We start from the raw sequence: 26,730 nt of genomic DNA, 5'->3' as shown, positions 1-26,730 counted from the left end.
TCCCGCTAAAACCATTTTTTTATTTTTGTGAGTGGTTTTCTGGGGTGTCCACTACGGATGACCGGTCGGATGGGGGGGGGGGCCCCGGGGGCCCCGGCGGCGGCCGCCGCGGCCACCGCCGCAGCGGAGACGTCACCGTCGGCGCCGGGCCGCCAGCCGTTGTCGAGGGCCCGCCGGGCGATGTGCGGCCCGCTGGCGAGCCGCTCGACGCAGCCGCGCCCGCCGCAGGCGCAGGGGGCGCCGTCCAGGTCGACGCTGATGTGCCCGATGTGTCCGGCGTTGCCGGTGGGGCCGGGGTGGACGCGCCCGTCGAGCACGAGGCCGCCGCCGACGCCCGTGGAGACCACCAGACAGAGCGCGTTGTCGTGGCCGCGTGCGGCGCCGAGCCAGTGCTCGGCCGCGGTCATGGCGACGCCGTCCCCGACGAGGGTGACGGGACGCCCTCCCGTCGCCGACCGCACCCGCTCGACGAGCGGGAAGTCCCGCCAGCCCGGCACGTTCACGGGGCTGACCGTGCCGCGATGGGCGTCGACCGGGCCCGCGCTGCCGATGCCGACGGCCCCCGCCGCCGCCCACAGCGGCGAGTCGGCGAGATCGCCCAGGACGCCCTCGACGGCGCCCATCACCGTCTCCGCGTCCGCCCGCGCGGGCGTGGGCGACTGGGCCCGCGCGCGGATCCGGCCGGCTCCGTCGACCAGGGCGCCCGCGATCTTGGTGCCGCCGAAGTCGAGGGCGACGACGAGACCTTCGGCCGGGTCCGTGGGATCGGTGGGCATGGGCGCGGGATCTCCAGTCGATGCCGGGACGGAAAGGTGCTCCGTGCAGTCTCTCCTGCCGTGACAACGTTGTCCACCTTCTATGCTCGACCCACGACACCCCTCACCACCCCGCAGAGGAACCGCACACCGTGGCCGAGACCGCCCGCCGCCCCGACCCCCGCTACGGCAACCGGCCCACCATGAAGGACGTGGCGGCGCGCGCCGGCGTCGGCCTCAAGACGGTCTCCCGGGTCGTGAACGGCGAACCCGGTGTCACCCCCGAGACCGAGCGCCGCGTCCAGGAGGCCATCGACGCCCTCGGCTTCCGGCGCAACGACAGCGCCCGGGTCCTGCGCAAGGGCCGCACCGCCACCGTCGGCCTCGTCCTCGAAGACCTCGCCGATCCCTTCTACGGGCCGCTCAGCCGCGCGGTCGAGGAGGTCGCGCGGGCCCACGGCGCCCTCCTCATCAACGGTTCCAGCGCCGAGGACGCCGCCCGCGAGCAGGAGCTGGCGCTCGCGCTGTGCGCCCGCCGGGTCGACGGTCTCGTCGTCATCCCGACCGGTGACGACCACCGCTATCTGGAGCCGGAGATCCGGGCGGGCGTCGCCACCGTCTTCGTCGACCGCCCGGCGGGCGGGATCGAGGCCGACGCCGTGCTCTCGGACAGCTTCGGCGGCGCCCGGGACGGCGTCGCCCATCTGGTCGCCCACGGCCACCGCCGCATCGGCTTCGTCGGTGACCGGCCCCGCATCCACACCGCCGCCGAGCGACTGCGCGGCTACCGCGCCGCCATGGAGGACGCGGAGCTGCCGGTCGACGAGGCCTGGGTCTCGCTCGGACCGACGGCTCCGGACCGCGTGCGCGCGGCGGTACGGGAGATGCTGACCGGCCCCGAGCCGGTGACGGCGCTCTTCGCGGGCAACAACCGGGTGACCGTGACGGCGGTCCGGGCGCTCGCCGAGCACCCGCGACCGGTCGCCCTGGTCGGTTTCGACGACATCGAGCTCGCCGACCTGCTCGGCATCACGGTTGTCGCCCAGGACCCGGCCGAACTGGGCCGGACGGCGGCGGAACGGCTCTTCCGCCGCCTGGACGGGGTCGACGAGGCGCCCCGCCGGGTCGTGCTCGGCACGCGGCTCGTCACCCGCGGCTCGGGCGAGATCGCGCCTCCGGAGGACTGAGCCCTCCGGAGGACTGAGCGCCCGGAGGACTGAGCGCCCGGCGGGCCCGCGACGGCCCGCCGGGAGGACGGCGCCGCCGCTGGGGCGGGGCCGCCGGAGCCGTACCGGCGAGCGCTGCTCCGCGCAGGCGGAGCCGTACGGACGGGCCTACTCCGCGGAGGCGGTGAGGTCGCCGCGGCGGGGAGCCGCGAAGCGGTCGAGGTCCGCGCGCGTCATCCCGGTGAGGGCGTCGACCTCGGCCGTGTCGAGGGCGCCGCAGTCGATGCCGCGCAGCAGGTAGGAGGAGAGCGCCTTGGCGGTGGCGGGCTCGTCCATGACGTCGCCGCCCGCGTGGTTGGCGTAGGCGGAGAGGCGCCGGGCGGCGGCCTCGAAGCCCTCGCGGTAGAAGGCGAAGACGGCGGCGTACCGGGTGGGGATGTGGCCGGGGTGCATGTCCCAGCCCTGGTAGTAGGCGCGGGCCAGGGCGCGCCGGGTGAGGCCGTAGTGGAGCTTCCAGGCCTCGTGGACGTGGGCGGTGGGGCCGACGGGCAGCACGTTGGTGGAGCCGTCGGAGACGCGTACGCCCGTGCCTGCCGCCGCGACCTGCATGATCGCCTTGGCGTGGTCGGCGGCCGGGTGGTCGCTGGCCTGGTAGGCGGCGGAGACGCCGAGGCAGGCGCTGTAGTCGAAGGTGCCGTAGTGGAGGCCGGTGGCGCGGCCCTCGGCGGCGCCGATCATGCGGGCGACGGCGGCGGTGCCGTCGGTGGCGAGGATGGCCTGGCTGGTCTCGATCTGGATCTCGAAGCCGAGGCGCCCGTCGTCGAGGCCGTGGGCCTTCTCGAAGGCTTCGAGGAGGCGGACGAAGGCGGTGACCTGCTCGGGGTAGGTGACCTTGGGGAGGGTGAGGACGAGCCCGTCGGGGAGGCCGCCGTTCTCCAGGAGGCCGGTCAGGAACACGTCGGTGGTGCGGATGCCCCGGTCGCGGACCGCGGCCTCCATGCACTTCATCCGGATGCCCATGTAGGGGGCGGCGGTGCCCGCCGCGTACGCCTCGGAGATCAGGCGGGCGGCGCGCGCGGCGTCCTGGTCCTCGTCGCCGCCGGCGTATCCGTCCTCGAAGTCGACGCGGAGGTCCTCGATCGGCTCCCGCTCCAGCTTGGCGCGGACACGGCCGTAGACGTCCTCGGCGAGGGCGTCGGAGAGGCCGAGGACGGCGGCGAAGGAGGCCGCGTCGGGGGCGTGCTCGTCGAGGGAGGCGAGGGCCTGGTCGCCCCAGGAGCGGAGGGTGCCGGCGTCGAAGACGTTGCCGGGGACGTAGACGGTGTGGACGGGCTGGCGGGTGCCGGGGTCTCCCGGGTAACGGCGGTCGAGTTCGGCGTCCACCGCGACGAGGGAGGCGCTGATGCCCTCGCTGACCGTGCCCGCGAGGCTCGTCGACACCTTCTCCTGCTGACCCATCCCACATCCTCCTGTTTTCCGCTTCACGGAATCAACAATCCGTATGGCGAAGTTAGTAGTCCGTCGGGACCTGCGTCAATGGTTGTCCGAAACGGCCGGGGGCCGCACGGCGACAGATCGCCGTGCGGCCCCCGGGACCGACAGAACCGCAGGTCATCAGCCCTTGCGGGACTTGATCTCCTCGGTCAGCTGCGGGACGACGTCGAAGAGGTCGCCGACGACGCCGTAGTCGACGAGGTCGAAGATCGGGGCCTCGGCGTCCTTGTTGATGGCGACGATCGTCTTCGAGGTCTGCATGCCCGCGCGGTGCTGGATCGCGCCGGAGATGCCGGAGGCGATGTACAGCTGCGGGGAGACCGACTTGCCGGTCTGGCCGACCTGGTTGGAGTGCGGGTACCAGCCGGCGTCCACCGCGGCGCGCGAGGCGCCGACGGCCGCGCCGAGCGAGTCGGCGAGGGCCTCGATGATCGCGAAGTTCTCGGCGCCGTTGACGCCGCGGCCGCCGGAGACCACGATCGCGGCCTCGGTCAGCTCCGGGCGGCCGGTCGACTCGCGCGGGGTGCGGGCGGTGACCTTGGTGCCGGTGGCGAGCGCGCCGAAGGAGACCGTCAGGGACTCCACCGCGCCGGCGGCCGGGGCGGCCTCGACGGGCGCCGAGTTCGGCTTGACCGTGATGACCGGGGTGCCCTGGGAGACGCGGGACTTGGTCGTGTACGAGGCGGCGAACGCCGACTGCGTCGCGACCGGGCCCTCGGCGCCGGCCTCCAGGTCCACGGCGTCGGTGATGATGCCGGAGCCGATGCGGACCGCGAGGCGGGCGGCGATCTCCTTGCCCTCGGCGGAGGAGGGCACGAGTACGGCGGCCGGGGACACGGCCTCGTACGCGGCCTGGAGGGCGTCGACCTTCGGGACGACCAGGTAGTCGGCGAACTCCGGGGCGTCGGCGGTCAGGACGCGGGTGGCGCCGTGCTCGGCGAGCGCGGCTGCGGTGTCGGCGGCGCCGTTGCCGAGCGCGACGGCGACCGGCTCGCCGAGGCGGCGGGCGAGGGTCAGCAGCTCCAGGGTGGGCTTGCGGACGGCTCCGTCGACGTGGTCGACGTAGACGAGAATCTCAGCCATGGGACGTCAATCTCCTGCGAACGAAAGGGGCAGCGGTCTGAGTGGCTCGCGCGAGCCTTAGATGAACTTCTGGCCCGCGAGGAACTCGGCGAGCTGCTTGCCGCCCTCGCCCTCGTCCTTGACGATGGTGCCCGCGGTGCGCGCCGGACGCTCGTCGGCCGAGTCGACCTTGGTCCAGGCGCCGGCGAGGCCGACCTCGTCCGCGTCGATCTCCAGGTCGTCCAGGTCCAGGGACTCCACCGGCTTCTTCTTGGCGGCCATGATGCCCTTGAAGGAGGGGTAGCGCGCCTCGCCGGACTGGTCGGTCACGGAGACGACGGCCGGGAGGGAGGCCTCGAGCTGCTCGCTCGCGGCGTCGCCGTCGCGGCGGCCCTTGACGACGCCGTCCTCGATGGAGACCTCGGAGAGCAGGGTGACCTGCGGGACGCCCAGGCGCTCGGCGAGGATCGCCGGCAGGACGCCCATGGTGCCGTCGGTGGAGGCCATGCCGGCGATGACGACGTCGTAGCCGGTCTTCTCGATGGCCTTGGCGAGCACCAGCGAGGTGCCCATGACGTCGGTGCCGTGCAGGTCGTCGTCCTCGACGTGGACGGCCTTGTCGGCGCCCATCGACAGCGCCTTGCGCAGCGCGTCCTTGGCGTCCTCGGGGCCGACCGTGAGCACGGTGACCTCGGCGTCGTCGGCCTCTTCGGCGATCTGCAGCGCCTGCTCGACCGCGTACTCGTCGAGCTCCGACAGCAGGCCGTCGACGTCGTCGCGGTCGACCGTCAGGTCGTCCGCGAACTTCCGGTCGCCGGTGGCGTCGGGCACGTACTTCACACAGACAACGATCCTCAAGCTCACGCCGGCTCTCCTACTGCATCGTCATAACTGGGCTGCCTTGTTGCTCGCAGCATAGGCGCCTGAAGGGCGGGTTTCCGGTTGGGGCGCCCTGCACCCCGACCGAAATATTACTCGTCAGTACACCCAGTTCGTTACCGCTGAGCAAGCGCTCAGGCATGTGACCTTGCCAACGCGCGCGGAGGCCGCCGTACGGGAACTCTCAGTCGCGCAGGGCGTTGAAGCGCCCCTGGTGGTAGAGGAGCGGACGGCCGGCCCCCTCGGGGTCGCCCGCCACCGCCTCGGCGATCACGATCCGGTGGTCCCCGGCCGGCACACGGGCCACCACCCGGCAGACCAGCCAGGCGAGGACGCCGTCGAGCACCGGGACGCCCTCGGGGCCGCGGCTCCAGCGGGTGCCCCCGCCGAACCGGTCGGCGCCACTGCGCGCGAAGGTGGTGGCCAGCTCCTGCTGGTGCTCGCCGAGTATGTGGACGCCGACGTGCTCGGCCTCGGCGAGCACGGGCCAGCTGGAGGACGTGGTGCCGACGCCGAAGGAGACGAGCGGCGGGTCGGCGGCGACGGAGTTGAGCGAGGTGGCGGTGAAGCCGACCGGACGCTCCCCGTGCGCGGTGACGACCGCGACGCCGGCGGCGTGCCGGCGGAAGACGGAGCGGAGGAGGTCGGGCGAGGCCTGTCGGGGCACTCCGGCCAGGGGCACGGTGCGGAGCTCGGGCGAAACCGTCATGGAACTGTCCTTCTGCAAGGGCGTCGTGTGGGGGGTCCTGGGGTCGTCAGACACCCGGACAGCGCGCGCTCGCGTTGCGGGCCAGGTCCACGTGGGCCCGGCCGTGGAGAAGGAGTGCTGGAGGCATTGCGTCAGCGTGACGACGGTTGCCCCGTGCAGTCAAGCGCGTACCGGGATGTGGGAGAAGTGTCACGGCGTCAGACGGTGGGCAGACGGGGGAGGGAGCGCGGACGGACAGCGGGGCGCTCGCACGTCCCCATGCGCTCGTTTCGCGCCACGGCCACCGGGAGTGACGAGAATCTCCCCGTACGAAGCCGCCTGGGCTGGTCACGGCGGCGCGTATGGGGCACGATCTGCCCAAAGCCGAAAACCTACGGCCGCGTAACTTCGCCGGGAGAACCCTCCCCAGGCAGCAGAAGGAAGAAGGGGCTCCCCTCAGATGGCAGAACTCGTGTATCGGCCGGTCATCGGCGCCGCCCTGACCATGTTCAAGGCGCTGGACCTGAAGATCGACACGCAGGGTTCCGAGCACATCCCGCGGACGGGCGGCGCCGTCCTGGTGAGCAACCACATCAGCTACCTGGACTTCATCTTCACCGGTCTCGCCGCCCTGCCGCAGAAGCGCCTGGTGCGGTTCATGGCGAAGGACTCGGTCTTCCGCCACAAGGTCTCCGGCCCGCTGATGCGGGGCATGAAGCACATCCCGGTGGACCGCTCGCAGGGTGAACACGCCTACCAGCACGCCCTGGAGTCGCTCCGCGCCGGGGAGATCGTCGGCGTCTTCCCCGAGGCGACGATCTCGCAGTCGTTCACGCTGAAGAGCTTCAAGTCGGGCGCCGCCCGGCTCGCGCAGGAGGCCGGGGTCCCGCTGATCCCGATGGCCCTGTGGGGCACGCAGCGCCTGTGGACGAAGGGCCGCCCGCGCAACTTCAAGCGGAGCCACATCCCGGTCACGATCCGCGTCGGCGAGCCGCTGGAGGCTCCTTCCGACCAGTACGCGGGCGCCATCACCCGACGGCTGCGCGAGCGCGTCCAGGAGCTCCTGGAGGCCGCGCAGCGCGCGTACCCCGTCCGCCCGAAGGACGCGCACGACACCTGGTGGGTGCCCGCCCACCTCGGCGGCACGGCTCCGACCCCGGCGCAGGTCAAGGAAGCCGGCTGAGCCGGTCCCGCACGCCGGGCGCACGGCGAAGCGGCCGGGCCGGAGCCCCTGAAGGCTCCGTACCCGGCCGTCGGTGAGGGCCCGCCGCCGTCAGGGGCGGCGCGCCATCTCCTCCTTGAGCGCCTGGAGGAAGGCGTCGACGTCGTCCTCCGCGGTGTCGAAGGCGCACATCCAGCGCACGTGCCCGGCCGCCTCGTCCCAGAAGTAGAAGCGGAAGCGCTCCTGGAGCCGCCGGGAAACCTCGTGGGGCAGCTTGGCGAAGACCGCGTTGGCCTGGACCGGGTAGAGGATCTCCACCCCGTCGACCGCCCGCACGCCGTCGGCGAGGCGCTGGGCCATCGCGTTGGCGTGGCGGGCGTTGCGCAGCCACAGGTCCTTGGCGAGCAGCGCCTCCAGCTGCACCGACACGAAGCGCATCTTCGAGGCGAGCTGCATGGACAGCTTGCGCAGGTGCTTCATGTGGCTGACGGCGTCCGGGTTGAGGACGACGACGGCCTCGCCGAAGAGCATGCCGTTCTTGGTGCCGCCGTACGAGAGGACGTCGACGCCCACCGCGTTGGTGAACGCGCGCATCGGCACGTTCAGGGAGGCGGCGGCGTTGGCTATCCGGGCGCCGTCGAGGTGCACCTTCAGGCCCTTGGAGTGGGCGTGCTCGACGATCGCGCGGATCTCGTCCACGGTGTAGACGGTGCCCAGCTCGGTGTTCTGGGTGATCGAGACGACCTGCGGCATCGCGCGGTGCTCGTCCTCCCAGCCCCAGGCCTGCCGGTCGATCAGCTCGGGGGTGAGCTTGCCGTCCGGGGTGGGCACGGTGAGCAGCTTGAGGCCGCCCATCCGCTCGGGCGCGCCGCCCTCGTCCACGTTGATGTGCGCGGACTCGGCGCAGATGACGGCGCCCCAGCGGTCGGTGAGCGCCTGGAGGGCGGTCACGTTCGCCCCGGTGCCGTTGAAGACCGGGAAGGCCTCGGCCGTGGGGCCGAAGTGGCCGTGCATGATCCGCTGGAGGTGCGCGGTGTACTCGTCCTCGCCGTAGGCGACCTGATGGCCGTCGTTGGCGAGGGCGAGGGCCGCGAGGACCTCCGGGTGGGCGCCGGCGTAGTTGTCGCTGGCGAAGCCCCGGACCGACGGGTCGTGGTGCCGACGCGCGTCGGTCCGGGGGCCGAGTGCCGCTGTCACGGCTTGGGGGTCAGCCACAGACGCTGTCCATTCACTTCCTGGGCGGGCCTGCTCCACAGGCCGGCGATCTCGTCGGCCAGGTCCTTCACGTCGGTGAAGCCCGCGAACTTCGCGTTGGGGCGTTCGGCGCGCATGGCGTCGTGCACCAATGCCTTGATCACCAGGATGGCAGCCGCCGCCTGCGGGCCGTCGTCGCCCCCCAGCTTGCGGAAGGAGTCGGCCATGGCGAGGGTCCAGGCCTCGGCGGCCGCCTTGCCCGCGTTGTAGGCGGCGTTGCCCGCCAGCGGCTTGTGCGCGCCGACCTGGCTGACCAGGGCGTACCGGCCGCGGCCGCCGCTGCGCAGCAGTCCGTCGTGGAAGGCGAGCGAGGTGTGCTGGACCGTGCGGACGAGGAGCTTCTCCAGGAAGTCCCAGTCCTTGAGGTCGGTCTCCGGGAAGGAGGGGCTCCCGCGCCAGCCGCCGACGAGGTGGACGAGGCCGTCGACGCGGCCGAACTCCTTCTCCGTCTTGGCGGCCCAGTCGCGCGTGGCGTCGAGGTCGAGCAGGTCGACGGTGTCGCCGATGACGCGCGCTCCGCCGTGGGCGTACCGCGCGGCGTCGACGGCCTCCGCCAGACGGGCGGGGTCGGCGTCGGAGCCGACGACGGTCGCCCCGGCCTCGGCGAGGCGCAGCAGCGTCGCCCGGCCCGCGGGGCCGGCGGCGCCGGCGACCGCGATGACGGCGCCGTCGAGCGGCAGGCCGTTTCCGTTGGCGTTCATGGGCGACTCCTCCGTGTCCTGCGTGCCTGTGGTCACGCGGCGACCCGCTCGCCGCGCGAGACGTCCGCCGCGGTGATGCCCTTGGTGTCGGCGATCACGCCCTTGAGCTTCTTGGCGAGGGCCTCGAAGAACATGCTCAGCGGAAACTCGTCCGGAAGCACGTCGTCCACGAGCTTGCGGGGCGGCAGGGACAGGTCGAGGGCGTCGGGGCCCTTGGCCCACTTCGATCCCGGGTGGGGGGCGAGGTAGGTGGAGACGAGCTCGTACGCCTTGAACCAGTGGACGAGCTTGGGGCGGTCGATGCCCTCGCGGTAGAGGGTCTCGATCTCGGCGCAGAGCTGGTTGGTGACCTCGGGGGCCCGCTTCCAGTCGATGCGCAGCGTGTTGTCCGTCCAGCGCACGACGTCGTGCTTGTGGAGGTACGCGAAGAGCAGCTGGCCGCCGAGACCGTCGTAGTTGCGGTTGCGGTCGCCGGAGAGCGGGAAGCGGAACATGCGGTCGAAGAGGACGGCGTACTGCACGTCACGGCCGTGCTCGTTGCCCTCGGCCTCCAGCTTCACGGCCTCCTTGAAGGCGGTGAGGTCGCAGCGGAGCTCCTCAAGGCCGTACATCCAGAACGGCTGGCGCTGCTTGATCATGAAGGGGTCGAAGGGCAGGTCGCCGTGGCTGTGGGTGCGGTCGTGGACCATGTCCCAGAGCACGAAGGCCTTCTCGCAGCGCTCCTGGTCGTCGATCATGGCGGCGATGTCCGCGGGCAGCTCGATGCCGAGGATGTCGACGGCGGCCTCGGTGACCTTGCGGAAGCGGGCGGCCTCGCGGTCGCAGAAGATGCCGCCCCAGCTGAAGCGCTCGGGGGCCTCGCGGACGGCGATGGTCTCCGGGAAGAGGACGGCCGAGTTGGTGTCGTACCCGGCGGTGAAGTCCTCGAAGGTGATGCCGCAGAAGAGCGGGTTGTCGTATCGGGTGCGCTCCAGCTCGGAGAGCCACTCGGGCCAGACCATGCGGAGGACGACGGCCTCGAAGTTGCGGTCCGGGTTGCCGTTCTGCGTGTACATCGGGAAGAGGACCAGGTGCTGGAGCCCGTCCCGGCGGTCGGCGGCCGGCTGGAAGGCGAGCAGCGAGTCCAGGAAGTCGGGGACCGTGAAGCCGGAGTCGGCCCACTTGCGCAGGTCGGCGACGAGAGCCCGGTGGTAGGCGGCGTCGTGCGGGACGAGCGGGGAGAGCTGCTCGACGGCGGCGGCGACGCGGTCGACGGTCAGCTCGACGAGCGCGCGGGCCGGCGCGTCCTCGGCGTCGAAGTCGACGGAGCCGTCGGCGCGCTGCCAGGCTCGGATCTCCTCCACGGCGTCCTTGAGCTGGGCCCAGGCGGGGTGGTCGATCACACGGGCGTCGGTGGATATCCCCCCACCGGTCACGTCCTGCACAAGAATTTCCGTCATGCCTCTTCCTCCACAGGAGAACCTTTCGTCAAGAAACCGTATCCGTGTACGGCTCCTCCCCGCAAGAGGAGGCAAGAGAAATTATCCTGTGCGACCCCCCGGCCGCAGAAGTTTTTCCTGTCGGCCGGGGTCGAGGCGACTCTTCCGTCGGAAGGATCAGACCAGCGGCTTGACCAGGAGCTCGAACTCCAGGTCGTCGCGCTGGGGCAGGCCGAAGCGCTCGTCGCCGTACGGGAAGGGGGTCATCCGTCCCGTACGCCGGTAGCCGCGCCGCTCGTACCAGGCGATCAGCTCCTCGCGGACGGAGATCACGGTCATGTGCATCTCGCGCACGTCCCACAGCTCGCGGACCCGGCGCTCCGCCTCGGCGATGATCCGCTTGCCGAGGCCCTCGCCCTGGAGCTCGGGACGGACGGCGAACATGCCGAAGTAGGCCGCCTCCCCGCGGTGCTCCAGCTGGCAGCAGGCGATCGTCTCGCCGTCGCGCTCGACGACCAGGAGGCGGCTCCCGGGCGCCGTGATGACGGCCGTGACGCCCTCGGGGTCGGTGCGCTGCCCCTGCAGGATGTCCGCCTCCGTGGTCCAGCCGCCCCGGCTGGCGTCGCCCCGGTAGGCCGACTCCACGAGCGGGACGAGCACGGGGACGTCGGCGAGCACCGCGTCGCGGTAGGTGATCCGGCCGGTCTCGTGAGACGTGACGGTGTCCATCTGTACGGGGGCTCCCCTCGGGCGCTGACGATCGGCGTGCGCGATCGTCCCGAGCCTAACGCGCACCCCCGCGCACGCCCTCGTACGCCCGCACCCCCTCCACTCCCCCTCGTACGCCCGTACGCACCCGTGCGCCCGCGTGTGCGCGGACGGCGGCGGGCAGCCTTCCGGCGGACGGTGACGAGGGGGAGGTGGGTGCCGTGCACGGACCGGCCCTGTCCGGCTGGCTGCTGGTGGCGCTCTGCGCCGCGAGCGGCGCCTACTGCCTGGCGCGGGCACGCGCCTGCGCCGGCAAGCAACGGAGAGCGGAGCGGAGGGCCGCGGGCGGGGAGGCGGTGATGGGCTTCGGCATGGCGGCGATGGCCCTTCCCGCCACGGTCCTCACCCCGCCCGCCTGGGGATGGACGGTGTACGCGGCGGTGTTCGGCGCCGCGGCACTGCACGGACTCGCCGGGGCGGCGCGCGGCCACGGTCCCGGGGGCGGCGCGGGCGACAGGGGCGGACGGGGCGGCGGGGGGCACCATCTGCACCACCTCGTCGGCTCGCTCGCCATGCTCTACATGGCGGTGGCGATGGCCGCCCCCGCCGGCGCGGGGGCCCACGCGGGGCACGCGGCCGCCGCCACGGCCGGCGGCATACCCGTCCTGACGGGCGGGCTGCTCCTCTACTACGGGGCGTACGTCGTCCGGGCGGGCGGGCGGCTCGTCCCGGTCGCGGTGACGGCGGGCGGCCCCCCGCCGACCGGGGCGCACCCGCCGGAGCTCACGCTCGTGTGCCGTCTGTCGATGGCGCTCGCGATGCTCGCCATGCTGGTGACGCTCTGAGCCCGAGCGCGTGGGGACGGGCGGGGACGGGCGGAGCCCGGACCGGCGGTCGCTCCGGCCGGGCGCCGACGAAACCGTGGCGTACGTCACTTGCTCCGCGCGCCCATACCCCCGAGTAGTACCGCGCTCATAGGCTGACGCCATGTCGGTCTCCCTCGCTCTGCTGCTGCTCGGCGTCCTGACCGCCCTCGCGGCCCCCCGGCTGCTCTCGCGGGCGGACTGGGTGGAGCGAGAACCCGTGGTGGCGCTCTGGGTGTGGCAGTGCGTGGTGGCGGCGGTGCTCGTGAGCTTCGCCCTGTCCATGACGTTCAGCGCCTCCGCCGCCTGGCAGGCCGTACAGAACCACCTGTTCGCGCCCGCGCCGCGGGCCGTCGTCGAGGCGTACGAACTCTCCACGCGGGGGCCCTGGTCGGCGGTGCTCGCGGTGGTCCTCGCGGCCGGCGGGGTGTGGACGGGGGCGATGCTTGGCCGGGAGATCAAGGCCTCCCGCGACCGGCGCCGGCAGCGCCGGTGCGACCTCCTCGTCCGCGCGCCCCTCCTGCCCGGCGAGGAGCCGGGGAGCGAGCGGCTGATCGTCCTGGAGGGCGAGCGCGCGGACGCCTGGTGGCTGCCGGGCGGCGCCACACCGCAGCTGGTCATCACCACGGCCGCGCTGCGACGCCTGAAGGGGCGCCAACTGGACGCCGTCCTCGCGCACGAGCAGGGCCACGCGCGGGCCCGGCACGACTGGCTGCTGCACTGCTCCGGCGCGCTCGCGGGCGGCTTCCCCGGCATCCCGGTCTTCACGGCCTTCCGCGAGGAGATGCACCGGCTGGTGGAGCTGGCCGCCGACGACGTGGCCTCGCGCCGCTTCGGACGGCTCACGATCGCCCTGGCCCTGGTCGAACTGAACGAGGACCGCGGGGTGTTCGGCCCGGGTCACACCCCGGACGCGCACCTGCCGCAGCGGGTCAACCGCCTCCTCACCGCCGCCCCCCGCCTCACGGCCGCCCACCGCCTGCGCCTGACCGCCACCGCCGCGCTGGTGCCGGTCGTCCCCGTCCTGGTGGCCTTCGTCCCGGCTCTCACGGCCGCCCTCGGGTAGCGCGGCGCCTTCGGCGCGCCCATGAAGCCCTTGAGCGCGTCGCGAGGCCCCTTCCGCGCGCTCCGCCGGGCCCTGCCGCCCCTGGCCGGTTCACGTGCGTTCGACACCCCCGGAATGCACCCGTCCTCGCTGCCGCCGCGGGCGTCGGGCAGGATCGGAGGCATGCGTTCCTCCGCCGTGGTCTCCGGGTTCCTGGCCCTCGCGCTGCTGGCGCTCGTCGCCGAGGGGTGGGCGCCCCTGGTGGCGTTCGACCGGGCGGTCGCCGAGTCGCTGCACCGCGACGCCGTGGCCCAGCCGGTCACGACCGGCGTGAACCGCTTCCTGAGCGACTGGGTCTGGGACCCGTGGACCATGCGGGCGCTCGCCGTGGCCGCCGCCGTGTACCTGTGGGCGCGCGGGGAGCGGCGGCAGGCGCTGTGGGTGGTGGGCGCCCTGCTCCTCGCGGGGGGCCTCCAGCAGCTCGTGAAGTACGCCGTGGGCCGGGAGCGGCCGCGGTGGCCCGACCCGGTGGACTCGGCGCACTTCGCCTCCTTCCCGTCCGGCCACGCGATGACGGCGACCGTGGTGTGCGGGCTGCTCCTGTGGGTGCTCGCCCTGGCGCGGCGCGAGGAGTGGCGGGGGTGGGGCACGATCGCCGGGGTCGCGGTCGTCTCGGTGCTCGGGGTCGGCTGGACCCGGGTCTACCTGGGCGTGCACTGGCCGACCGACGTGCTCGGCGGCTGGCTCATGGGCTGGTGCGTGGTGGCCGCCGCCGTCCTCACGTACCGCTGGAACGAGCGGCGGCGCGGCGCCCCGGCGGGGGGCGGGGCGGGCGGCGTGCCCACGGGAACCTCCCGCAGGACATGACGGGACCGCCCGTTCTGGACGATCCCCCGTGTCGCCCAGAACAGACGGTCTCCCCGCGCCCGGGCCGTGACGGCCGGGAGCGGCTGCGCTGAGTATATTGGCTGCGAGCCAGTCAACGCAGGAGCCAAGCATGTCCCCGCGTAGTCCATCGGTCAATGAAGAACTCCGGCGCCGCTCGCGCGAGCGCATCCTGCAAGCCACCGTGGAACTCGTCGGAGCCCGCGGTGACGAGGCGACGACGCTGGCGGACATCGCCGAGCGGGCCGGTACGGCGCGCGGCCTGATCTCGTACTACTTCCCCGGCAAGAGGCAGTTGCTCCAGTCGGCGGTGCACCGGCTCATGCACCTCACCCTGGAGGAGGCGCTGGAGCGCGAGCCGCGCACCGAGGACGGCCGTGAGCGCCTGGCGCGGGCGATCGACGCGATCCTGGGGCTCGCGGTGGAGCGGCCGACGCTGATGCGGACCCACATGGCGGGGATCCTGCAGGCCGAGGGGTTCGTCAGGTGCGAGGAGCAGCAGCGGCTCGCGGCCCTGCTGCGCGACACCGTCGTCCGGTACGGCTCGGCCGACCCGGACCGGGACTACCCGCTGCTGCGGGCGCTGCTGATGGGCGCGGTCGTCGCGGTGCTGCTGCCGGGCGCGCCGATGCCCGTGGAACGGCTCCGGGCGGAGCTGTTCCACCGGTACGGGCTCGACTGGGAGAGCGGCGCGCCGCCGGCCGGGGGTCCGCCCGGCGGCGCGCCCTTCCCGGATCAGTCCTCGAAGTCGTCGAAGTAGTCCGGCTGCGTCTGGACGTTGAGCTCGTCCATGCGGATCCGCTTCGCGGGGTCCGTGCGGCGGTCGGAGATCTTCAGGACGTCGAGGCCCTTGGCGATGTCGTTGGAGTAGATGTGGCCGTTGTAGTAGTACGCGGACCACGAGCCGGCGGTGGAGAGGGTGGTCGCGGAGAGCGGGCCGCGCTCGAAGTAGCCGATCTCCTTCGGGTTGGCCGAGTCGGTGAAGTCCCAGACGGAGACGCCGCCCTGGTACCAGGCCTGGACCATGAGGTCCTTGCCCTTGACCGGGATGAGCGAGCCGTTGTGGGCGACGCAGTTCTCCGTGGCGGCCTGGTGGCGCGGGATCTTGAAGTAGCTGCGGAAGACCAGCTGGCGCTTCTTGCCCTTGCCGACGATGTCGTAGATGCCGTTGGCACCGCGGTTCGGGCCGACGGCCGCGTTGCAGGTGGCGCCGCTGCCGCCGCCGAGCTCGTCGGTGAAGACGACCTTGTTGGCCTTCTGGTTGAAGGTCGCGGAGTGCCAGAAGGCGAAGTTGACGTTGTCCTGGACCTGGTCGATCACCCGCGGGTGCTCGGGGTCCTCGATGTCGAAGAGGATGCCGTCACCCATGCAGGCGCCGGCGGCGAGGTCCTTGCCGGGCAGCACGGTGATGTCGTGGCAGCCGGTGGTCTTGGAGACGCCCGGGTTGGTGGGCGCACCGGGGTTGCCGCCGCCGTCGGGGCCTTCACCCGGGAAGAGGACGGGGAAGTTGACGATCGCGGCCTGCTCGGGGGCCTTGCGCGGGACCTTGATGACCGAGATGCCGTCGTGCGGCGGCTGGCAGTCAGGGAAGGCCGCGTTGGGCGAGTAGGAGGAGACGTAGACGTACACGTCCTTGCGCTTGGGCAGGATCGTGTGGGTGTGGGAGCCACAGGCGGTCTCGACGGCGGCGACGTACTTCGGGTTGGTGACGTCGCTGATGTCGAAGATCTTCATGCCCTCCCAGGACTCCTTGACCGAGGCGGGCTGCGTCGTGCTGGCGCACGAGTTGTCGCTGCGGGAGGAGTCGGTGGAGAGGAAGAGCAGGTTCCCGGAGACGGAGATGTCGTTCTGGGAGCCGGGGCAGAGGACCTGGGCGACGGTCTTCGGGGCCTTCGGGTTGCTGATGTCGAAGATCCGGAAGCCGTCGTAGTTGCCTGCGAAGGCGTACTTGCCCTGGAAGGCGAGGTCCGTGTTGAGGCTCTGGAGCGCGTCCTTGGGGACGTTCGCGAGGTGCTCGATGTTCTGCGTGTGGACGATCTCGTCCACACCGGGTATGTCACCGCTCTGGATCGCGGAGCGCGCGTCGGCCGCCTGCTCCTCGGAGACGGTGGCCCTCGCGGGGGCCGAGTCTCCCGGGTCGGGGGTGGCGACCGCGGAACCGGTGGCGAGCAGCGTGGCCAGCAGTCCGGCGGCTGCCGATGCCGCACCGAGACGTCTGATCCGCGCACGCGGGCTAAGCGGGGTACGCAACGAAGTCACTCCGTCCTCCCTGATATCCGTTCAGCTTTGAACGGGTGTTGGACCTGGGCAGTATCGTCCCTGGCGTGCTCATCTCAACAGATGGCAACACATTCGTCATGAAGGTTTTTGATCAGTCACCGCGCGAAAGTGCTGGGAACGGTCCCGGTTCCCGCAAGAAGACCCTGGAGGTCCCGTTGCTGACACGCCATCGGCGCACGGCCGTCGCCGCCACCCTGTCCGCCCTCGCCGTACTCGCCCTGGGTGCCTGCGAGTCGGCGCCCGAGGCGGCTGCGCCGCAGGCCGGGGCGTCGGGCGGCGCCTCGGCCGGCAACTCCGTCGTCGCGCCCGGAAAGCCTGGTGAACCGGCCCGTCGGGTGTCGCCGGAGGAGGCGGCGCGGCTGCTTCCCGACGAGAGCCCGAACGGTGCGGACTTCCGCTACGTACAGATGATGACGGTGCATCACCGCCAGGCGCTGACGATGACCGCGCTGGCCCCGCAGCGGGCCTCCTCGCCCCAGGTCAAGAAGGTGGCCGAGCGGATATCGGCCGCGCAGCAGCCGGAGATCAGCGCGATGGAAGGTTGGCTCAAAACGAACGGTGGTCCGCGGGAGCAGAGCGGCCACGACCACCACTCGATGCCGGGGATGGCGACCGAGGCGCAGCTGGCCGAGCTGCGGAAGGCGAAGGGGACGGCGTTCGACGAGCTGTTCCTGCGGCTGATGGTGGTGCACCACGAGGGGGCCGTCACGATGGCGGCGCAGGTGCTGAGCGAGGGCAACAACGTGGTCGTGGAGGAGATGGCGAACGACGTGATCGCGCAGCAGACGGCCGAGATCAACCGGATGCGCTCGCTCTAGGGGCCCGCGCCGGGGCTGGGGGCTTCGGGCCCGGGGTTTCGGGCCCGGGGGCGGCCGGTGGTTCCGCGAGCCGCCGGGTCCGGCCCCGGGCTCGGCGGCATCGGACGCTCGGCCGGCGGCCTCAGGCGTCGGTGCCGTCCCGGGGCTCGGCGCGGTCCTGGCGCGCGGCCTGGGCGGCGGCCGCCGCGAGGACCGTGTCGAGGAGCCCCGGAAAGAGGACGTCCAGGTCGTCCCGGCGCAGCGCGTTGAGCTTGGCCGTGCCCTGGTACGTCTGCCGGATGACGCCGCTCTCGCGCAGCACCCTGAAGTGGTGCGTGGTGGTCGACTTGGTGACCGGAAGGTCGAAGTAGGAGCAGCTCAACGCGGTCTCGGCGGCGGCCAGTTCGCGCACGATCCGCAGCCGCACCACGTCGGAGAACGCGTGGAGGACCCCTTCGAGACCGATCTCCCCGCGCGCGGGGTGGTCGAGGACGCGCGGGCTTGCGACGGTCGGCATGGCGGCGGCTCCACTTCATCCGGAACTCCGGGACTCCGGGATCAGGACCATTGTACGAGAACTCTCGTAGTTTGACAGGCGCCGTACTACGATGGGTATCGTACGAGCATCCATCGAGGCATCCCGGAAACGGAGTCCGTCATGAGCGCCGCCCTCTTCGAGCCCTTCACCCTCCGGTCGCTGACCGTCCCCAACCGCGTGTGGATGGCTCCGATGTGCCAGTACTCGGCGGAGGTCTCGGGACCGAACGCCGGTGTCGCACACGACTGGCACTTCGCCCACTACGCGGCCCGCGCGACCGGCGGCACGGGCCTCATCCTCGTCGAGGCCACGGCCGTCTCCCCCGAGGGCCGGATCAGCCCCGCCGACCTCGGCCTCTGGAACGACACCCAGACCGAGGCCCTGCGCCGCATCGCCGGGTTCCTCAGGGAACACGGCACCGTGGCCGGCATCCAGCTCGGCCACGCCGGCCGCAAGGCCTCCACCAACCAGCCGTGGATCGGCCGCGGGCCGGTCGCGCCGGGCGGCGTCGGCTGGCAGCCCGTCGGGCCGAGCCCGGTGGAGTTCGACGAGGGGTACCCCGTACCGACCGAGCTGAGCACGGAGCGGATCCGGGAGATCACCGGACAGTTCGCGGCCGCCGCCCGGCGCGCCCTGGACGCCGGCTTCCAGGTCGTCGAGGTGCACGGCGCCCACGGCTACCTCATCAGCGAGTTCCTCTCCCCGCACGCCAACCGCCGCACCGACGCGTACGGCGGCTCCTTCGAGAACCGGACCCGCTTCGCGCTGGAGGTCGTCGACGCCGTGCGCGCCGTCTGGCCCGAGGACCTCCCCGTCTTCTTCCGCATCTCCGCCACCGACTGGCTGGAGGACCAGGGCTGGACGGCCGACGAGACCGTACGGTTCGCCGCACTGCTCCGCGAGCACGGCGTCGACCTCCTCGACGTCTCCAGCGGCGGCAACGGCGGGCCCGCGCGGATTCCCGTCGCCCCTGGCTACCAGGTGCCGTTCGCCGCGCGGGTCAAGGCCGAGACCGGGCTGCCGGTGGCCGCCGTCGGGCTGATCACCGAGAGCAAGCAGGCCGAGAAGATCCTCGCCAACGGTGAGGCCGACGCGATCCTCCTCGGCCGCGAGCTGCTGCGCGACGCCTCCTGGGCCCGCCGCGCCGCCCGCGAGCTGGGCGCCGAGACGCCCGCGCCGGCCCCGTACGCCTGGGCGATCTAGGCAGTCCCTCACGGACGTGCCGGGCTCCCGACGCCCGGCACGAGTGTCTACGGGGGCCGTTGTCAGTGGCCGGGTGCAGACTGACCCGTGTCCGAGACAACGGCGTCCTGGAGGTGGCAGCCATGCCCGACGTACTCCTCACCGTAGGCACCCGGAAGGGTCTCTTCATCGGCCGCAGGCACGAGGGCCGATGGGAGTTCGACGAACCGTACTTCCCCGCCCAGGCGGTCTACTCGGTCGCGATCGACACCCGTCGGGCGACACCGCGCCTCCTGGTGGGCGGGGACAGCCTGCACTGGGGCCCCTCCGTCTTCCACTCCGACGACCTCGGCAGGACCTGGACCGAGCCGCCCCGGCCCGCCGTCAAGTTCCCCGAGGACACCGGGGCCTCGCTCGAACGGGTCTGGCAGCTGCACCCGGCGCCCGCGCACTCCCCCGACGTGGTGTACGCGGGGACGGAGCCGGCCGCGCTCTTCCGCTCGTCCGACGGCGGCGAGTCCTTCGACCTGGTGCGCCCGCTCTGGGAGCACCCGACGCGCTCGAAGTGGGTGCCCGGCGGAGGCGGCGAGGCCGTGCACACGGTGGTCACGGACCGGCGCGACCCCGAGGCCCTGACCGTCGCGGTGTCGACGGCGGGTGTCTTCCGGTCCCGGGACGGCGGGGCCGCCTGGGAGCCCTCGAACCGGGGGGTGTCCGCGGTGTTCCTGCCCGACCCGAACCCCGAGTTCGGCCAGTGCGTCCACAAGATCGCGCAGGACGCGGGCGACCTGGACCGGCTCTACCTCCAGAACCACTGGGGCGTCTTCAGGAGCGACGACGCCGGGGCGACCTGGACGGACATCGGCGCCGGGCTGCCGTCCGACTTCGGCTTCGCGGTCGCCGCGCACCCGCACCGCCCCGACACGGCGTACGTCTTCCCCATCACCGCCGACTCCGACCGCGTCCCCGCCGACCACCGCTGCCGGGTGTACCGCACGACCGACGCCGGGGCCACCTGGGAGCCGCTGGGCCGGGGGCTGCCCGAGGGCGACCACTACGGCACGGTGCTGCGCGACGCGCTGTGCACGGACGACGCGGACCCGGCGGGCGTGTACTTCGGCAACCGGAACGGCGAGGTGTACGCGAGCGCCGACGACGGAGACAGCTGGCAGCTCCTCGCCGAGCACCTGCCGGACGTGCTGTGCGTGCGGGCTGCGGTGGTCTGAACGGCCCGGGGGCGCAGGGCGCCTGTGGCGGCCGGTGCCGCGGGGGCCGGGTCAGGGCAGGCCCGGGATCGGGTCAGGGCAGGCGCCAGTCCACGGGCTGGGCGCCCAGGCCGAGCAGCAGCTCGTTGGCGCGGCTGAAGGGCCGGGAGCCGAAGAAGCCCCGGTCCGCCGACATCGGGGAGGGGTGCGCCGACTCGATCGCGGGCAGGTCGCCGAGGAGCGGCCGGGCGTTGCGGGCGTCCCGCCCCCACAGGATGGACACCATCGGCTTGCCGCGGGCGGCGAGGGCGCGGATGGCCTGCTCCGTGACCTCTTCCCAGCCCTTGCCGCGGTGGGCGGCTGGCTTGCGGGGCGCGGTGGTCAGCGCCCTGTTGAGCAGCAGCACGCCCTGCCGGGTCCACGGGGTGAGGTCGCCGTTCGAGGGCCTGGGCAGCCCGAGATCGGTGTGCAGCTCCCGGAAGATGTTCTCCAGGCTGCCGGGCAGCGAGCGCACCTCGGGCGCGACCGAGAAGCTGAGGCCCATCGCCATCCCTGGCGTCGGATAGGGGTCCTGACCCACGATCAGGACCCGCACCTCGTCGAAGGGTTGCTGGAAGGCCCGCAGGACGTTCTGCCCGGCGGGCAGGTACGTCCGGCCCGCCGCGATCTCCGCCCGCAGGAAGTCGCCCATCGCGGCGACACGTCCCGCGACGGGGCGCAGGGCCTCCGCCCAGCCGGGCTCCACCAGTTCGTTCAAGGGTCGCGCTGTCACGGGCCGTCACTCTACCGGCCTACAGTGACAGCGGGGTCCGCTCCGGACCCGCCCCGACCCCCCTCCCCCACACCCGTTTCCGTCGAGGATGGTGCAGCGTGGCCTCCGAGGAATCCGTCGTCTCCCTCGCTTCCGTGGCTTCCGTCGTCTCCGTGGCTTCGGCGGCCTCCGCGGCTTCCGCGTCCGTCGGTCCACCGGCCGGCGGGGTGGTCGTCGGCGTCGACTCGGGCGGTTCGGGGCTGCGCGTCGCGCTCGCCGACGCGACGACCGGTGGGGTCCTCGCGACCGTCGCCTCCCGTGTGCCCGTGCGGACCGGCGTCGGCGGGATCTCGGCCACCCACTTCCTCGGCCAGGTCCTGCCCGCCGTCGTGGCCCTGCGGGAGCGGGCGGGCGCCGAGGGGCGGCCGGTGCTGGCCGCGGCCGTGGGCGCCGCCGGGATGGCGACGCTCGGTGACGAGCTGCGCGACGAGCTTCCCGGGGCGCTCGCCGCCGCGTGGGGCGTGCGGCGGCTCGCACTCGCGGCCGACGCGGTCACCGCGTACGCCGGCGCCCTCGGCGACCGGCCGGGCGCGGTGGTGGCCGGCGGGACGGGCATGATCGCGCTCGGTACGGATCTGGCGTCCTGGCGCAGGGCCGACGGCTGGGGCCATCTGCTCGGCGACTGCGGCAGCGGCGCCTGGATCGGCCGGGCGGGACTGGAGGCGGCGATGCGCGCGCACGACGGGCGGCGCGGCGGCTCCGAGGCGCTGCTCGCCCGTGCCGAGAAGCTCTTCGGGCCGGTCGCCGGGCTGCCCGGGGCCCTGTACCCGCGCACCGACCGCCCCGCGGTCCTCGCCTCCTTCACCCCGGAGGTGGGCTTCTGCGCCGCCCAGGGGGATGCGGTGGCCGCGGGCATCCTGGCGCGGGCGGCCCGGCACATCGCCGAGGCCGCCGAGGCCGTGTGCCCGGCCGGGGCGGGAGCCGCGGTGGCCCTGACGGGCGGCCTCTTCAAGCTGGGCGACCCCCTGCTCGTACCCCTGCGGGCGGAGCTCGGGGAGCTGCTGCCCGGGGCGGCGACGGTGGCCGCCGCGGGCGACCCGCTGGCGGGGGCCGTGCACCTCGCTGCCGGGTTGGCCGCGGGCGCTCCGGCGCTGCCCGAGGACGCCTCGCTGCTGCGCCTGTTCGGCCCGACGTCCGCCGACACGTCCGCCGACTCGGTGGCATCCGCCCAGGTGGGAGGCGGTGCGCCGGATACAGACCGGACATAGGGGGGCAGAAGGCACTCGACCGCACCTCAAGCAACCCTCCAGCGGACGCAACCAGTAGCATGCGGCGCCATGAGCTCCCCCACTGGGCCTGCTTCGGGCCTGCCTGTACGAATGCCGCGACCCCGCCAGTCCGGACGGCACCGTCGCCCCGAACCCGCGGCCGCGCCCGAGGGCGCTCCCGCACTGGTTCTGGCCGTTCCCGGTGTCCCGTCCGCCGCCGTCCGCTCCCTGGCCGACGAGCTGGTGAGCATCGCCCGCTCCGAGCTGCCCGGCCTGGAGGCCGTGGTCGGCTTCCTGGAGGGCGACGACGCCGAGTTCCCCTCCCTGTCCAGCGTCCTCACGGCGGCCGACGCGCTGCGCACCGAGCGGTACGAGCTGGCCCTGGCCGCCGGCCGTGAGGTCAGCGCCCCCGAGGGCCCGGCCGCGATCGTGGTCCCGCTGCTCGCCGGACCGGACAGCGCCCTGATGCGCCAGGTGCGCCAGGCCGTGATGGACAGCGGGAACACCGCCGAGCTGACCGACGTCCTCGGCCCGCACCCGCTGCTCGCCGAGGCCCTGCACGTGCGCCTCTCGGAGGCGGGCCTGGCCCGCGCCGACCGCGCCCGGCTGTTCACGGTCGCCACGGCGGCCGACGGCATCATCCTCGCCACGGTCGGCGGCGAGGAGGCCGTGCAGGCCGCCGGCATCACGGGCATGCTGCTCGCCGCGCGCCTCGCGGTCCCGGTGATGGCCGCCGCGCTCGACCAGGAGGGTTCCATCGCCTCCGTGGCCGAGCAGCTGCGCGCCGCCGGTTCGGTCCAGCTGGCACTGGCGCCGTACCTGATCGGCCCCGAGCTGGCCGCGGGTCTGCTCGACGAGGCCTCGAAGGAGGCGGGCTGCGCGACCGCCGAGGCGCTGGGCGCGTACCCGGCGATCGGCAAGCTGGTGCTCTCGCAGTACGCGTCGGCCCTGGGCATCCCCCAGCAGCCGCAGGGCGCGCCGACCGCCTGACGGCGACGGACCGCGCCGTACGACGGCGACACGCGGAGGGGCCCGCACCGGAGTGTCCGGTGCGGGCCCCTCCGCGTGGGTCGGGGTCAGCCGAAGACCACGCAGGAGGCGGCGGGGGCGGGGACGGATCCGGCCCGGGACGGGATGCCGGTCACGGGGTCGACGTCGAACCAGGTGACGTCGCCGGACCGTTCGTTCGCCGCGTAGAGACGGTGGCCGCTCGGGTCGAGGGTCAGGTCGCGGGGCCAGGTGCCGCCGCAGGGGACGCAGGCCGTGAGGGTGGCGGTGGCGCCGTCGTCGTCGAGGGCGAGGACCGCGAGGGTGTCGTCCCCGCGGACGGCGGCCCAGAGGAAGCGGCCGTCGGGGGCCACGACCACCTCGGAGGGGTAGCTGGGGCCCGGGGCGTCGTCGGGGACGACGCGGGTCTCGCCGAGCGGTGCGAGGACGCCCGCCGCGGGGTCCCAGCGGCAGACGGTGACGGTCGGCGCCAGTTCGTTCAGGACGTAGGCGTGGCTGCCGGAGGGGTGGAAGGCGAGGTGGCGCGGCCCGCTGCCGGGCCGCAGGACGGTCTCGCCGTGGAGGGCGAGCCTGCCGGTCTCGGGATCGAGGGCGCAGATCCGTACGGAGTCGGTGCCGAGGTCGACGCCGAGCACCCAGCGGCCGGTGGGGTCGGCCAGGACCTGGTGGGCGTGGGGTCCCGCCTGGCGGTCGGCGACGGGGCCCGAGCCCTCGTGGCGCAGGACGGCGGTGGCGGGGCGCGGGGTGCCGTCCTCGGCGAGCGGCAGGACGCTGACGCTGCCGGAGCCGTAGTTGGCGGTGAGGACGTGCCCGGCGGCGACCGCCAGATGGGTGGGGCCCGCTCCGCCGACGGGGACGGGGGCGCCGAACGCCCGGGGCGCCGGGCCGGTGACGTCGAGCGCCGCCACGGCGCCCGCCTCGGTCTCGGAGACGGCGTACAGGACGGTTCCCGCGAGGGCGAGGAAGGACGGGTCGGCGACGGCGTCGGTCGCCCCGGTGACGGTCAGCGCGCCGGTCGCGGGGTCGACGTCGGCGGCGAGGACGCCGCGGCCGCCGGCCGAGGTGAAGGAGCCGATGTAGGCCCGCGTCGCGCCGCGTGCCGCCGCTGCCGTCGTCCCCGACGTCTTCTCCGTCGCCGCTCTCTCCGCCGTCTCCGCCGTCTTCGGCACCTCCGGCGTCTTCGGCGTCTCTGCCGTGCTGGGCGTGTGGCCCACGGCGCCCTCCCCTGGTCCGGGGCCGGTCGCGCGCGACCGGCCGTCGTCGTCCGGGCCGACGGTAGCAGGCGGTCTAGACCAAAGCGGTGAGGGCGGCCGCGGGCCGCGCCGGATCAGGCCGCCGGAACCAGCGGGGCGCGGGGCGAGGTCCGCAGCGGCGCGGCGAGGTCCACCAGGGCCCGCTCCAAGCCGTCCAGGTGGCCGAGCGCCGCCTCGGCCGCGGGATGCCGGTCCGCCGTCGGGGCCGGGGCGGTCACCTCGTCGCGTACCGGACGGGCCGGGGGGACGAGCGCGTGGACGGCGGCCTCGACGCGCCACGCCGCGGCCGCGAGCCGGGCGTCGTGCAGGGCGTCGGGGCGGGACTCTGCCGCGACGGCGGCGAGGCCGCGGATCTCCCGGGCGCAGACGTCGAGCAGCTCGATGACCCGGCGGGCGCGCGCCTTGCGGGCGCGCAGGGGGCTGAGCGGGTGCACGAGGGGCGCGAGCGAGAGCCGGACCCGGCCCAGCAGGACGTCGAGCTCGGCGGCGTGCGGGGCGGGATCGGCGTCGGGGTCGCCCGCGAGGCGCCGCGCGGCGGCCCGCGTGCAGGCGTGGACGCAGGTCACGGCACGCTCGATCCACGCGTTGGTGGCGGCGTGCGTGGTCACGGGCAGCAGGGCCACCCCGAGGGCGGCGCCGATCGCGCCGATCGCGGTCTCCTCGAAGCGGAGGAGCAGCAGCCCGGGGTGGAGGACGCCGAGGAGCCCGTACAGCAGCCCGGCCATGACGGTCACGAAGAACATCATCCAGCTGTACGAGAGCGGGGCCGTGTAGAAGATCCCGAAGACGCAGACGGCGACCAGGGCGGCGGTCGGGGCGGGCGCGCCGCCGAGCGGGACGGCGACGAGGAGACCGGCGGCGATGCCGGTGACCGTACCGACCACCCGGCGGAAGCCGCGGACGAGGGTCTCGCCGCGCGAGGCCGTGTTCACGAAGATCCACCAGGCGGTGCCGACCGCCCAGTACCAGCGCTCGTGGGAGACGAGCTGGCCGGCCGCGAGCGCGATGCCGCAGGCGACGGTGGCCTGGAAGGCCTGGCGCGTGGTGGGGCGGGCAAGGCCGGTGCCGGGCAGCGGAGCGGGCGCGGCGGGCGGCGGTACGCGCCGCTCGATGCACCAGAGGACGAAGCGGACGGTGCCCGAGGCGAGGAGGGCCAGGGCGACGGCCGCGTACAGCTCCGGCAGCTGGGCGGGGAGCGCGTGCAGGAACTGCGTCACGAAGAACTGCATGAAGGCGAAGATGCCGAGCGCGTGCCCGCGGGGTCCCCAGCGCCGTGCGTACACGCCGACGAAGACGACCGCGAGCCAGGCCGTGTCGCGCGCCAGCGGCGCGTCGTGGAGGACGGTCGCGAGGGCGAGGACGGGGAACCCGACGGCCGGCAGGAGGAGGGTGGTGACGGCCTGGCGGCGGACGGTCGGGTCGCCGACGGTGAACAGCGCGAGGAGGGCGGCGAGGCCCGCCGTGATGGAGGCGGTGAGGGAGAGGCCGAAGAGTTCGGCCAGGGTGACCGCGAGGGCCACGCCCAGGACGGCGCGGGTCGAGTTCCTGAGCCGGACGCGTCCCGGATCAGGGGCAAAGAACATCCTCTTCACGGTGGTGGGCCGCCCCCTCGATACGTGCGTTCGCCCGTCCGCGCGGGCCGCCCGGGGTGGTGGGGGCGCGCGGACACGACGAAAGGCGCCGCTGGTCCGTCCGGCCTCGTCGCCGTCCGGCGCTGCGCGGCGCCGCTGTTCTGTGGATGGGAACAGGAGACCACGGACGGGACCGACGGCTCAAGCCGGGCCCGTTCGACTGGGCCATTGGTACAGTCGAAGTCCGGACGAGGGAGCCGCGAGGAGGCCGACGGACCATGGCGGTGGACGAGCTCGACACCCGCATCCTGCGGCTGCTCATCGAGCAGCCGCGCACCAGCGTGCGCGAGTACGCGCGTATCCTCGGCGTCGCCCGCGGCACCGTCCAAGCACGCATCGACCGCCTGGAGCGGGACGGGGTGATCACGGCGACCGGGCCGGTGCTCTCCCCCGCGGCGCTCGGGCATCCCGTGCTCGCGTTCGTGCACGTCGAGGTCACGCAGGGCCATCTCGACGAGGTCGGTGACGCGCTCGCGGCCGTGCCGGAGATCGTGGAGGCCTTCTCCATCACCGGGGGCGGCGATCTGCTGACCCGGGTGGTGGCGCGGGACGCGGGCCACCTGGAGGACGTGATCCAGCGGCTGATCCAGCTGCCCGGCGTGGTGCGCACCCGGACGGAGATCGCGCTCCGGGAGCGGGTGGCGCACCGGCTGCTGCCCCTGGTGGAGGCGATCGGGCACGGGCCGCGCGTGCTGCCCTGACCGTCCGGGACCCGCTCAGCGGGCCGCGCGTGCTGC

General features: G+C 73.6%; 25 protein-coding genes and 1 pseudogene. 12 read left to right on the top strand and 14 right to left on the bottom strand.

Annotated elements, in window-relative coordinates:
* Window positions 1-80: 80 nt before the first annotated feature.
* Window positions 81-776, bottom strand: a pseudogene (locus tag ACWDVG_RS09620) (ROK family protein); the annotation flags it as partial.
* 131 nt (window positions 777-907) lie between these two features.
* On the opposite strand from ACWDVG_RS09620, the gene ACWDVG_RS09615 reads away from it, so the two are divergent.
* Window positions 908-1,942, top strand: coding sequence for a LacI family DNA-binding transcriptional regulator (locus ACWDVG_RS09615; protein WP_451697836.1), 1,035 nt, complete (start codon window positions 908-910; stop codon window positions 1,940-1,942).
* Between the two features lie 147 nt (window positions 1,943-2,089).
* On the opposite strand, the gene ACWDVG_RS09610 is transcribed toward ACWDVG_RS09615, so the two are convergent.
* The 4 genes from ACWDVG_RS09610 to ACWDVG_RS09595 all read right to left on the bottom strand — a co-directional run bounded on the left by ACWDVG_RS09610 (window position 2,090) and on the right by ACWDVG_RS09595 (window position 6,065).
* On the bottom strand, window positions 2,090-3,379 hold the full coding sequence (locus tag ACWDVG_RS09610) for a DUF6986 family protein (RefSeq protein WP_451697835.1): 1,290 nt from the start codon (window positions 3,377-3,379) through the stop codon (window positions 2,090-2,092).
* A gap of 156 nt (window positions 3,380-3,535) precedes the next feature.
* Window positions 3,536-4,498: an electron transfer flavoprotein subunit alpha/FixB family protein gene (locus ACWDVG_RS09605; protein ID WP_451697834.1), complete on the bottom strand. Its 963-nt coding sequence runs from the start codon at window positions 4,496-4,498 to the stop codon at window positions 3,536-3,538.
* A gap of 57 nt (window positions 4,499-4,555) precedes the next feature.
* Window positions 4,556-5,341: an electron transfer flavoprotein subunit beta/FixA family protein gene (locus ACWDVG_RS09600; RefSeq protein WP_451697832.1), complete on the bottom strand. Its 786-nt coding sequence runs from the start codon at window positions 5,339-5,341 to the stop codon at window positions 4,556-4,558.
* A gap of 199 nt (window positions 5,342-5,540) precedes the next feature.
* The gene (locus ACWDVG_RS09595; protein WP_451697831.1) at window positions 5,541-6,065 is read right to left on the bottom strand and encodes a flavin reductase family protein; all 525 of its coding nucleotides are present in this window, start codon (window positions 6,063-6,065) and stop codon (window positions 5,541-5,543) included.
* A 439-nt stretch (window positions 6,066-6,504) separates the two neighbouring features.
* On the opposite strand from ACWDVG_RS09595, the gene ACWDVG_RS09590 reads away from it, so the two are divergent.
* The gene (locus ACWDVG_RS09590) at window positions 6,505-7,227 is read left to right on the top strand and encodes a lysophospholipid acyltransferase family protein (protein WP_451697829.1); all 723 of its coding nucleotides are present in this window, start codon (window positions 6,505-6,507) and stop codon (window positions 7,225-7,227) included.
* Window positions 7,228-7,317: 90 nt separating this feature from the next.
* On the opposite strand, the gene ACWDVG_RS09585 is transcribed toward ACWDVG_RS09590, so the two are convergent.
* From ACWDVG_RS09585 to ACWDVG_RS09570, 4 genes are all read right to left on the bottom strand, one after another.
* The gene (locus ACWDVG_RS09585) at window positions 7,318-8,403 is read right to left on the bottom strand and encodes a threonine aldolase family protein (RefSeq protein ID WP_451697827.1); all 1,086 of its coding nucleotides are present in this window, start codon (window positions 8,401-8,403) and stop codon (window positions 7,318-7,320) included.
* On the bottom strand, window positions 8,400-9,161 hold the full coding sequence (locus tag ACWDVG_RS09580; RefSeq protein WP_451697825.1) for an SDR family NAD(P)-dependent oxidoreductase: 762 nt from the start codon (window positions 9,159-9,161) through the stop codon (window positions 8,400-8,402). The genes ACWDVG_RS09585 and ACWDVG_RS09580 overlap by 4 nt, the downstream gene beginning before the upstream one ends.
* A 32-nt stretch (window positions 9,162-9,193) precedes the next feature.
* Window positions 9,194-10,600, bottom strand: coding sequence for a DUF6421 family protein (locus ACWDVG_RS09575; protein WP_451697823.1), 1,407 nt, complete (start codon window positions 10,598-10,600; stop codon window positions 9,194-9,196).
* 156 nt (window positions 10,601-10,756) lie between these two features.
* The gene (locus ACWDVG_RS09570) at window positions 10,757-11,308 is read right to left on the bottom strand and encodes a GNAT family N-acetyltransferase (RefSeq protein ID WP_451697822.1); all 552 of its coding nucleotides are present in this window, start codon (window positions 11,306-11,308) and stop codon (window positions 10,757-10,759) included.
* A gap of 200 nt (window positions 11,309-11,508) precedes the next feature.
* Here ACWDVG_RS09570 and ACWDVG_RS09565 point away from each other — a divergent pair, with 200 nt between their 5' ends.
* The 4 genes from ACWDVG_RS09565 to ACWDVG_RS09550 all read left to right on the top strand — a co-directional run bounded on the left by ACWDVG_RS09565 (window position 11,509) and on the right by ACWDVG_RS09550 (window position 14,840).
* A complete protein-coding gene (locus ACWDVG_RS09565) occupies window positions 11,509-12,132 on the top strand; it encodes a DUF5134 domain-containing protein (RefSeq protein ID WP_451697820.1) in 624 nt (207 codons plus the stop codon).
* Window positions 12,133-12,274: 142 nt separating this feature from the next.
* Window positions 12,275-13,216 (top strand): M56 family metallopeptidase, encoded by a 942-nt coding sequence (locus ACWDVG_RS09560; RefSeq protein ID WP_451697818.1) that lies wholly within the window; start codon window positions 12,275-12,277, stop codon window positions 13,214-13,216.
* Window positions 13,217-13,378: 162 nt separating this feature from the next.
* Entirely contained in the window at window positions 13,379-14,062 is a 684-nt protein-coding gene (locus tag ACWDVG_RS09555; protein ID WP_451697816.1) for a phosphatase PAP2 family protein, read from the top strand.
* A 130-nt stretch (window positions 14,063-14,192) separates the two neighbouring features.
* Complete coding sequence (locus ACWDVG_RS09550; protein WP_451697814.1) at window positions 14,193-14,840, top strand: TetR/AcrR family transcriptional regulator; 648 nt, start codon at window positions 14,193-14,195, stop codon at window positions 14,838-14,840.
* Here the strand turns inward: ACWDVG_RS09550 and ACWDVG_RS09545 are convergent.
* Window positions 14,816-16,339 carry an LVIVD repeat-containing protein gene (locus ACWDVG_RS09545; protein ID WP_451697812.1) on the bottom strand — a complete coding sequence of 508 codons (1,524 nt, stop codon included), beginning with the start codon at window positions 16,337-16,339 and terminating at the stop codon, window positions 14,816-14,818. The genes ACWDVG_RS09550 and ACWDVG_RS09545 overlap by 25 nt on opposite strands.
* A 65-nt stretch (window positions 16,340-16,404) precedes the next feature.
* Here ACWDVG_RS09545 and ACWDVG_RS09540 point away from each other — a divergent pair, with 65 nt between their 5' ends.
* Window positions 16,405-17,178 (top strand): DUF305 domain-containing protein, encoded by a 774-nt coding sequence (locus ACWDVG_RS09540; RefSeq protein WP_451697810.1) that lies wholly within the window; start codon window positions 16,405-16,407, stop codon window positions 17,176-17,178.
* Window positions 17,179-17,299: 121 nt separating this feature from the next.
* Here ACWDVG_RS09540 and ACWDVG_RS09535 read toward each other — a convergent pair whose 3' ends face one another.
* On the bottom strand, window positions 17,300-17,674 hold the full coding sequence (locus ACWDVG_RS09535) for an ArsR/SmtB family transcription factor (RefSeq protein ID WP_451697808.1): 375 nt from the start codon (window positions 17,672-17,674) through the stop codon (window positions 17,300-17,302).
* A 141-nt stretch (window positions 17,675-17,815) separates the two neighbouring features.
* Here ACWDVG_RS09535 and ACWDVG_RS09530 point away from each other — a divergent pair, with 141 nt between their 5' ends.
* Both ACWDVG_RS09530 and ACWDVG_RS09525 read left to right on the top strand, forming a co-directional pair.
* On the top strand, window positions 17,816-18,898 hold the full coding sequence (locus tag ACWDVG_RS09530; RefSeq protein WP_451697806.1) for an NADH:flavin oxidoreductase/NADH oxidase: 1,083 nt from the start codon (window positions 17,816-17,818) through the stop codon (window positions 18,896-18,898).
* A 122-nt stretch (window positions 18,899-19,020) separates the two neighbouring features.
* The gene (locus ACWDVG_RS09525) at window positions 19,021-20,103 is read left to right on the top strand and encodes a WD40/YVTN/BNR-like repeat-containing protein (RefSeq protein ID WP_451697804.1); all 1,083 of its coding nucleotides are present in this window, start codon (window positions 19,021-19,023) and stop codon (window positions 20,101-20,103) included.
* Between the two features lie 73 nt (window positions 20,104-20,176).
* On the opposite strand, the gene ACWDVG_RS09520 is transcribed toward ACWDVG_RS09525, so the two are convergent.
* Window positions 20,177-20,854 carry a uracil-DNA glycosylase gene (locus ACWDVG_RS09520; protein ID WP_451697802.1) on the bottom strand — a complete coding sequence of 226 codons (678 nt, stop codon included), beginning with the start codon at window positions 20,852-20,854 and terminating at the stop codon, window positions 20,177-20,179.
* Window positions 20,855-21,006: 152 nt separating this feature from the next.
* On the opposite strand from ACWDVG_RS09520, the gene ACWDVG_RS09515 reads away from it, so the two are divergent.
* Window positions 21,007-22,101 (top strand): N-acetylglucosamine kinase, encoded by a 1,095-nt coding sequence (locus tag ACWDVG_RS09515; protein WP_451697847.1) that lies wholly within the window; start codon window positions 21,007-21,009, stop codon window positions 22,099-22,101.
* Between the two features lie 69 nt (window positions 22,102-22,170).
* Window positions 22,171-23,091 (top strand): sirohydrochlorin chelatase, encoded by a 921-nt coding sequence (locus tag ACWDVG_RS09510; protein ID WP_451697801.1) that lies wholly within the window; start codon window positions 22,171-22,173, stop codon window positions 23,089-23,091.
* 86 nt (window positions 23,092-23,177) lie between these two features.
* On the opposite strand, the gene ACWDVG_RS09505 is transcribed toward ACWDVG_RS09510, so the two are convergent.
* A complete protein-coding gene (locus tag ACWDVG_RS09505) occupies window positions 23,178-24,185 on the bottom strand; it encodes a lactonase family protein (protein WP_451697845.1) in 1,008 nt (335 codons plus the stop codon).
* Between the two features lie 251 nt (window positions 24,186-24,436).
* Window positions 24,437-25,945 carry an FUSC family protein gene (locus ACWDVG_RS09500; RefSeq protein WP_451697799.1) on the bottom strand — a complete coding sequence of 503 codons (1,509 nt, stop codon included), beginning with the start codon at window positions 25,943-25,945 and terminating at the stop codon, window positions 24,437-24,439.
* 266 nt (window positions 25,946-26,211) lie between these two features.
* On the opposite strand from ACWDVG_RS09500, the gene ACWDVG_RS09495 reads away from it, so the two are divergent.
* Complete coding sequence (locus tag ACWDVG_RS09495) at window positions 26,212-26,694, top strand: Lrp/AsnC family transcriptional regulator (RefSeq protein WP_451697797.1); 483 nt, start codon at window positions 26,212-26,214, stop codon at window positions 26,692-26,694.
* Window positions 26,695-26,730: the final 36 nt, after the last annotated feature.

The organism is Streptomyces sp. NPDC003327, from assembly GCF_053589515.1.
The sequence above is the reverse complement of the archived record's forward strand: the minus strand, read 5'-3'. Positions and strand labels throughout refer to the sequence as shown.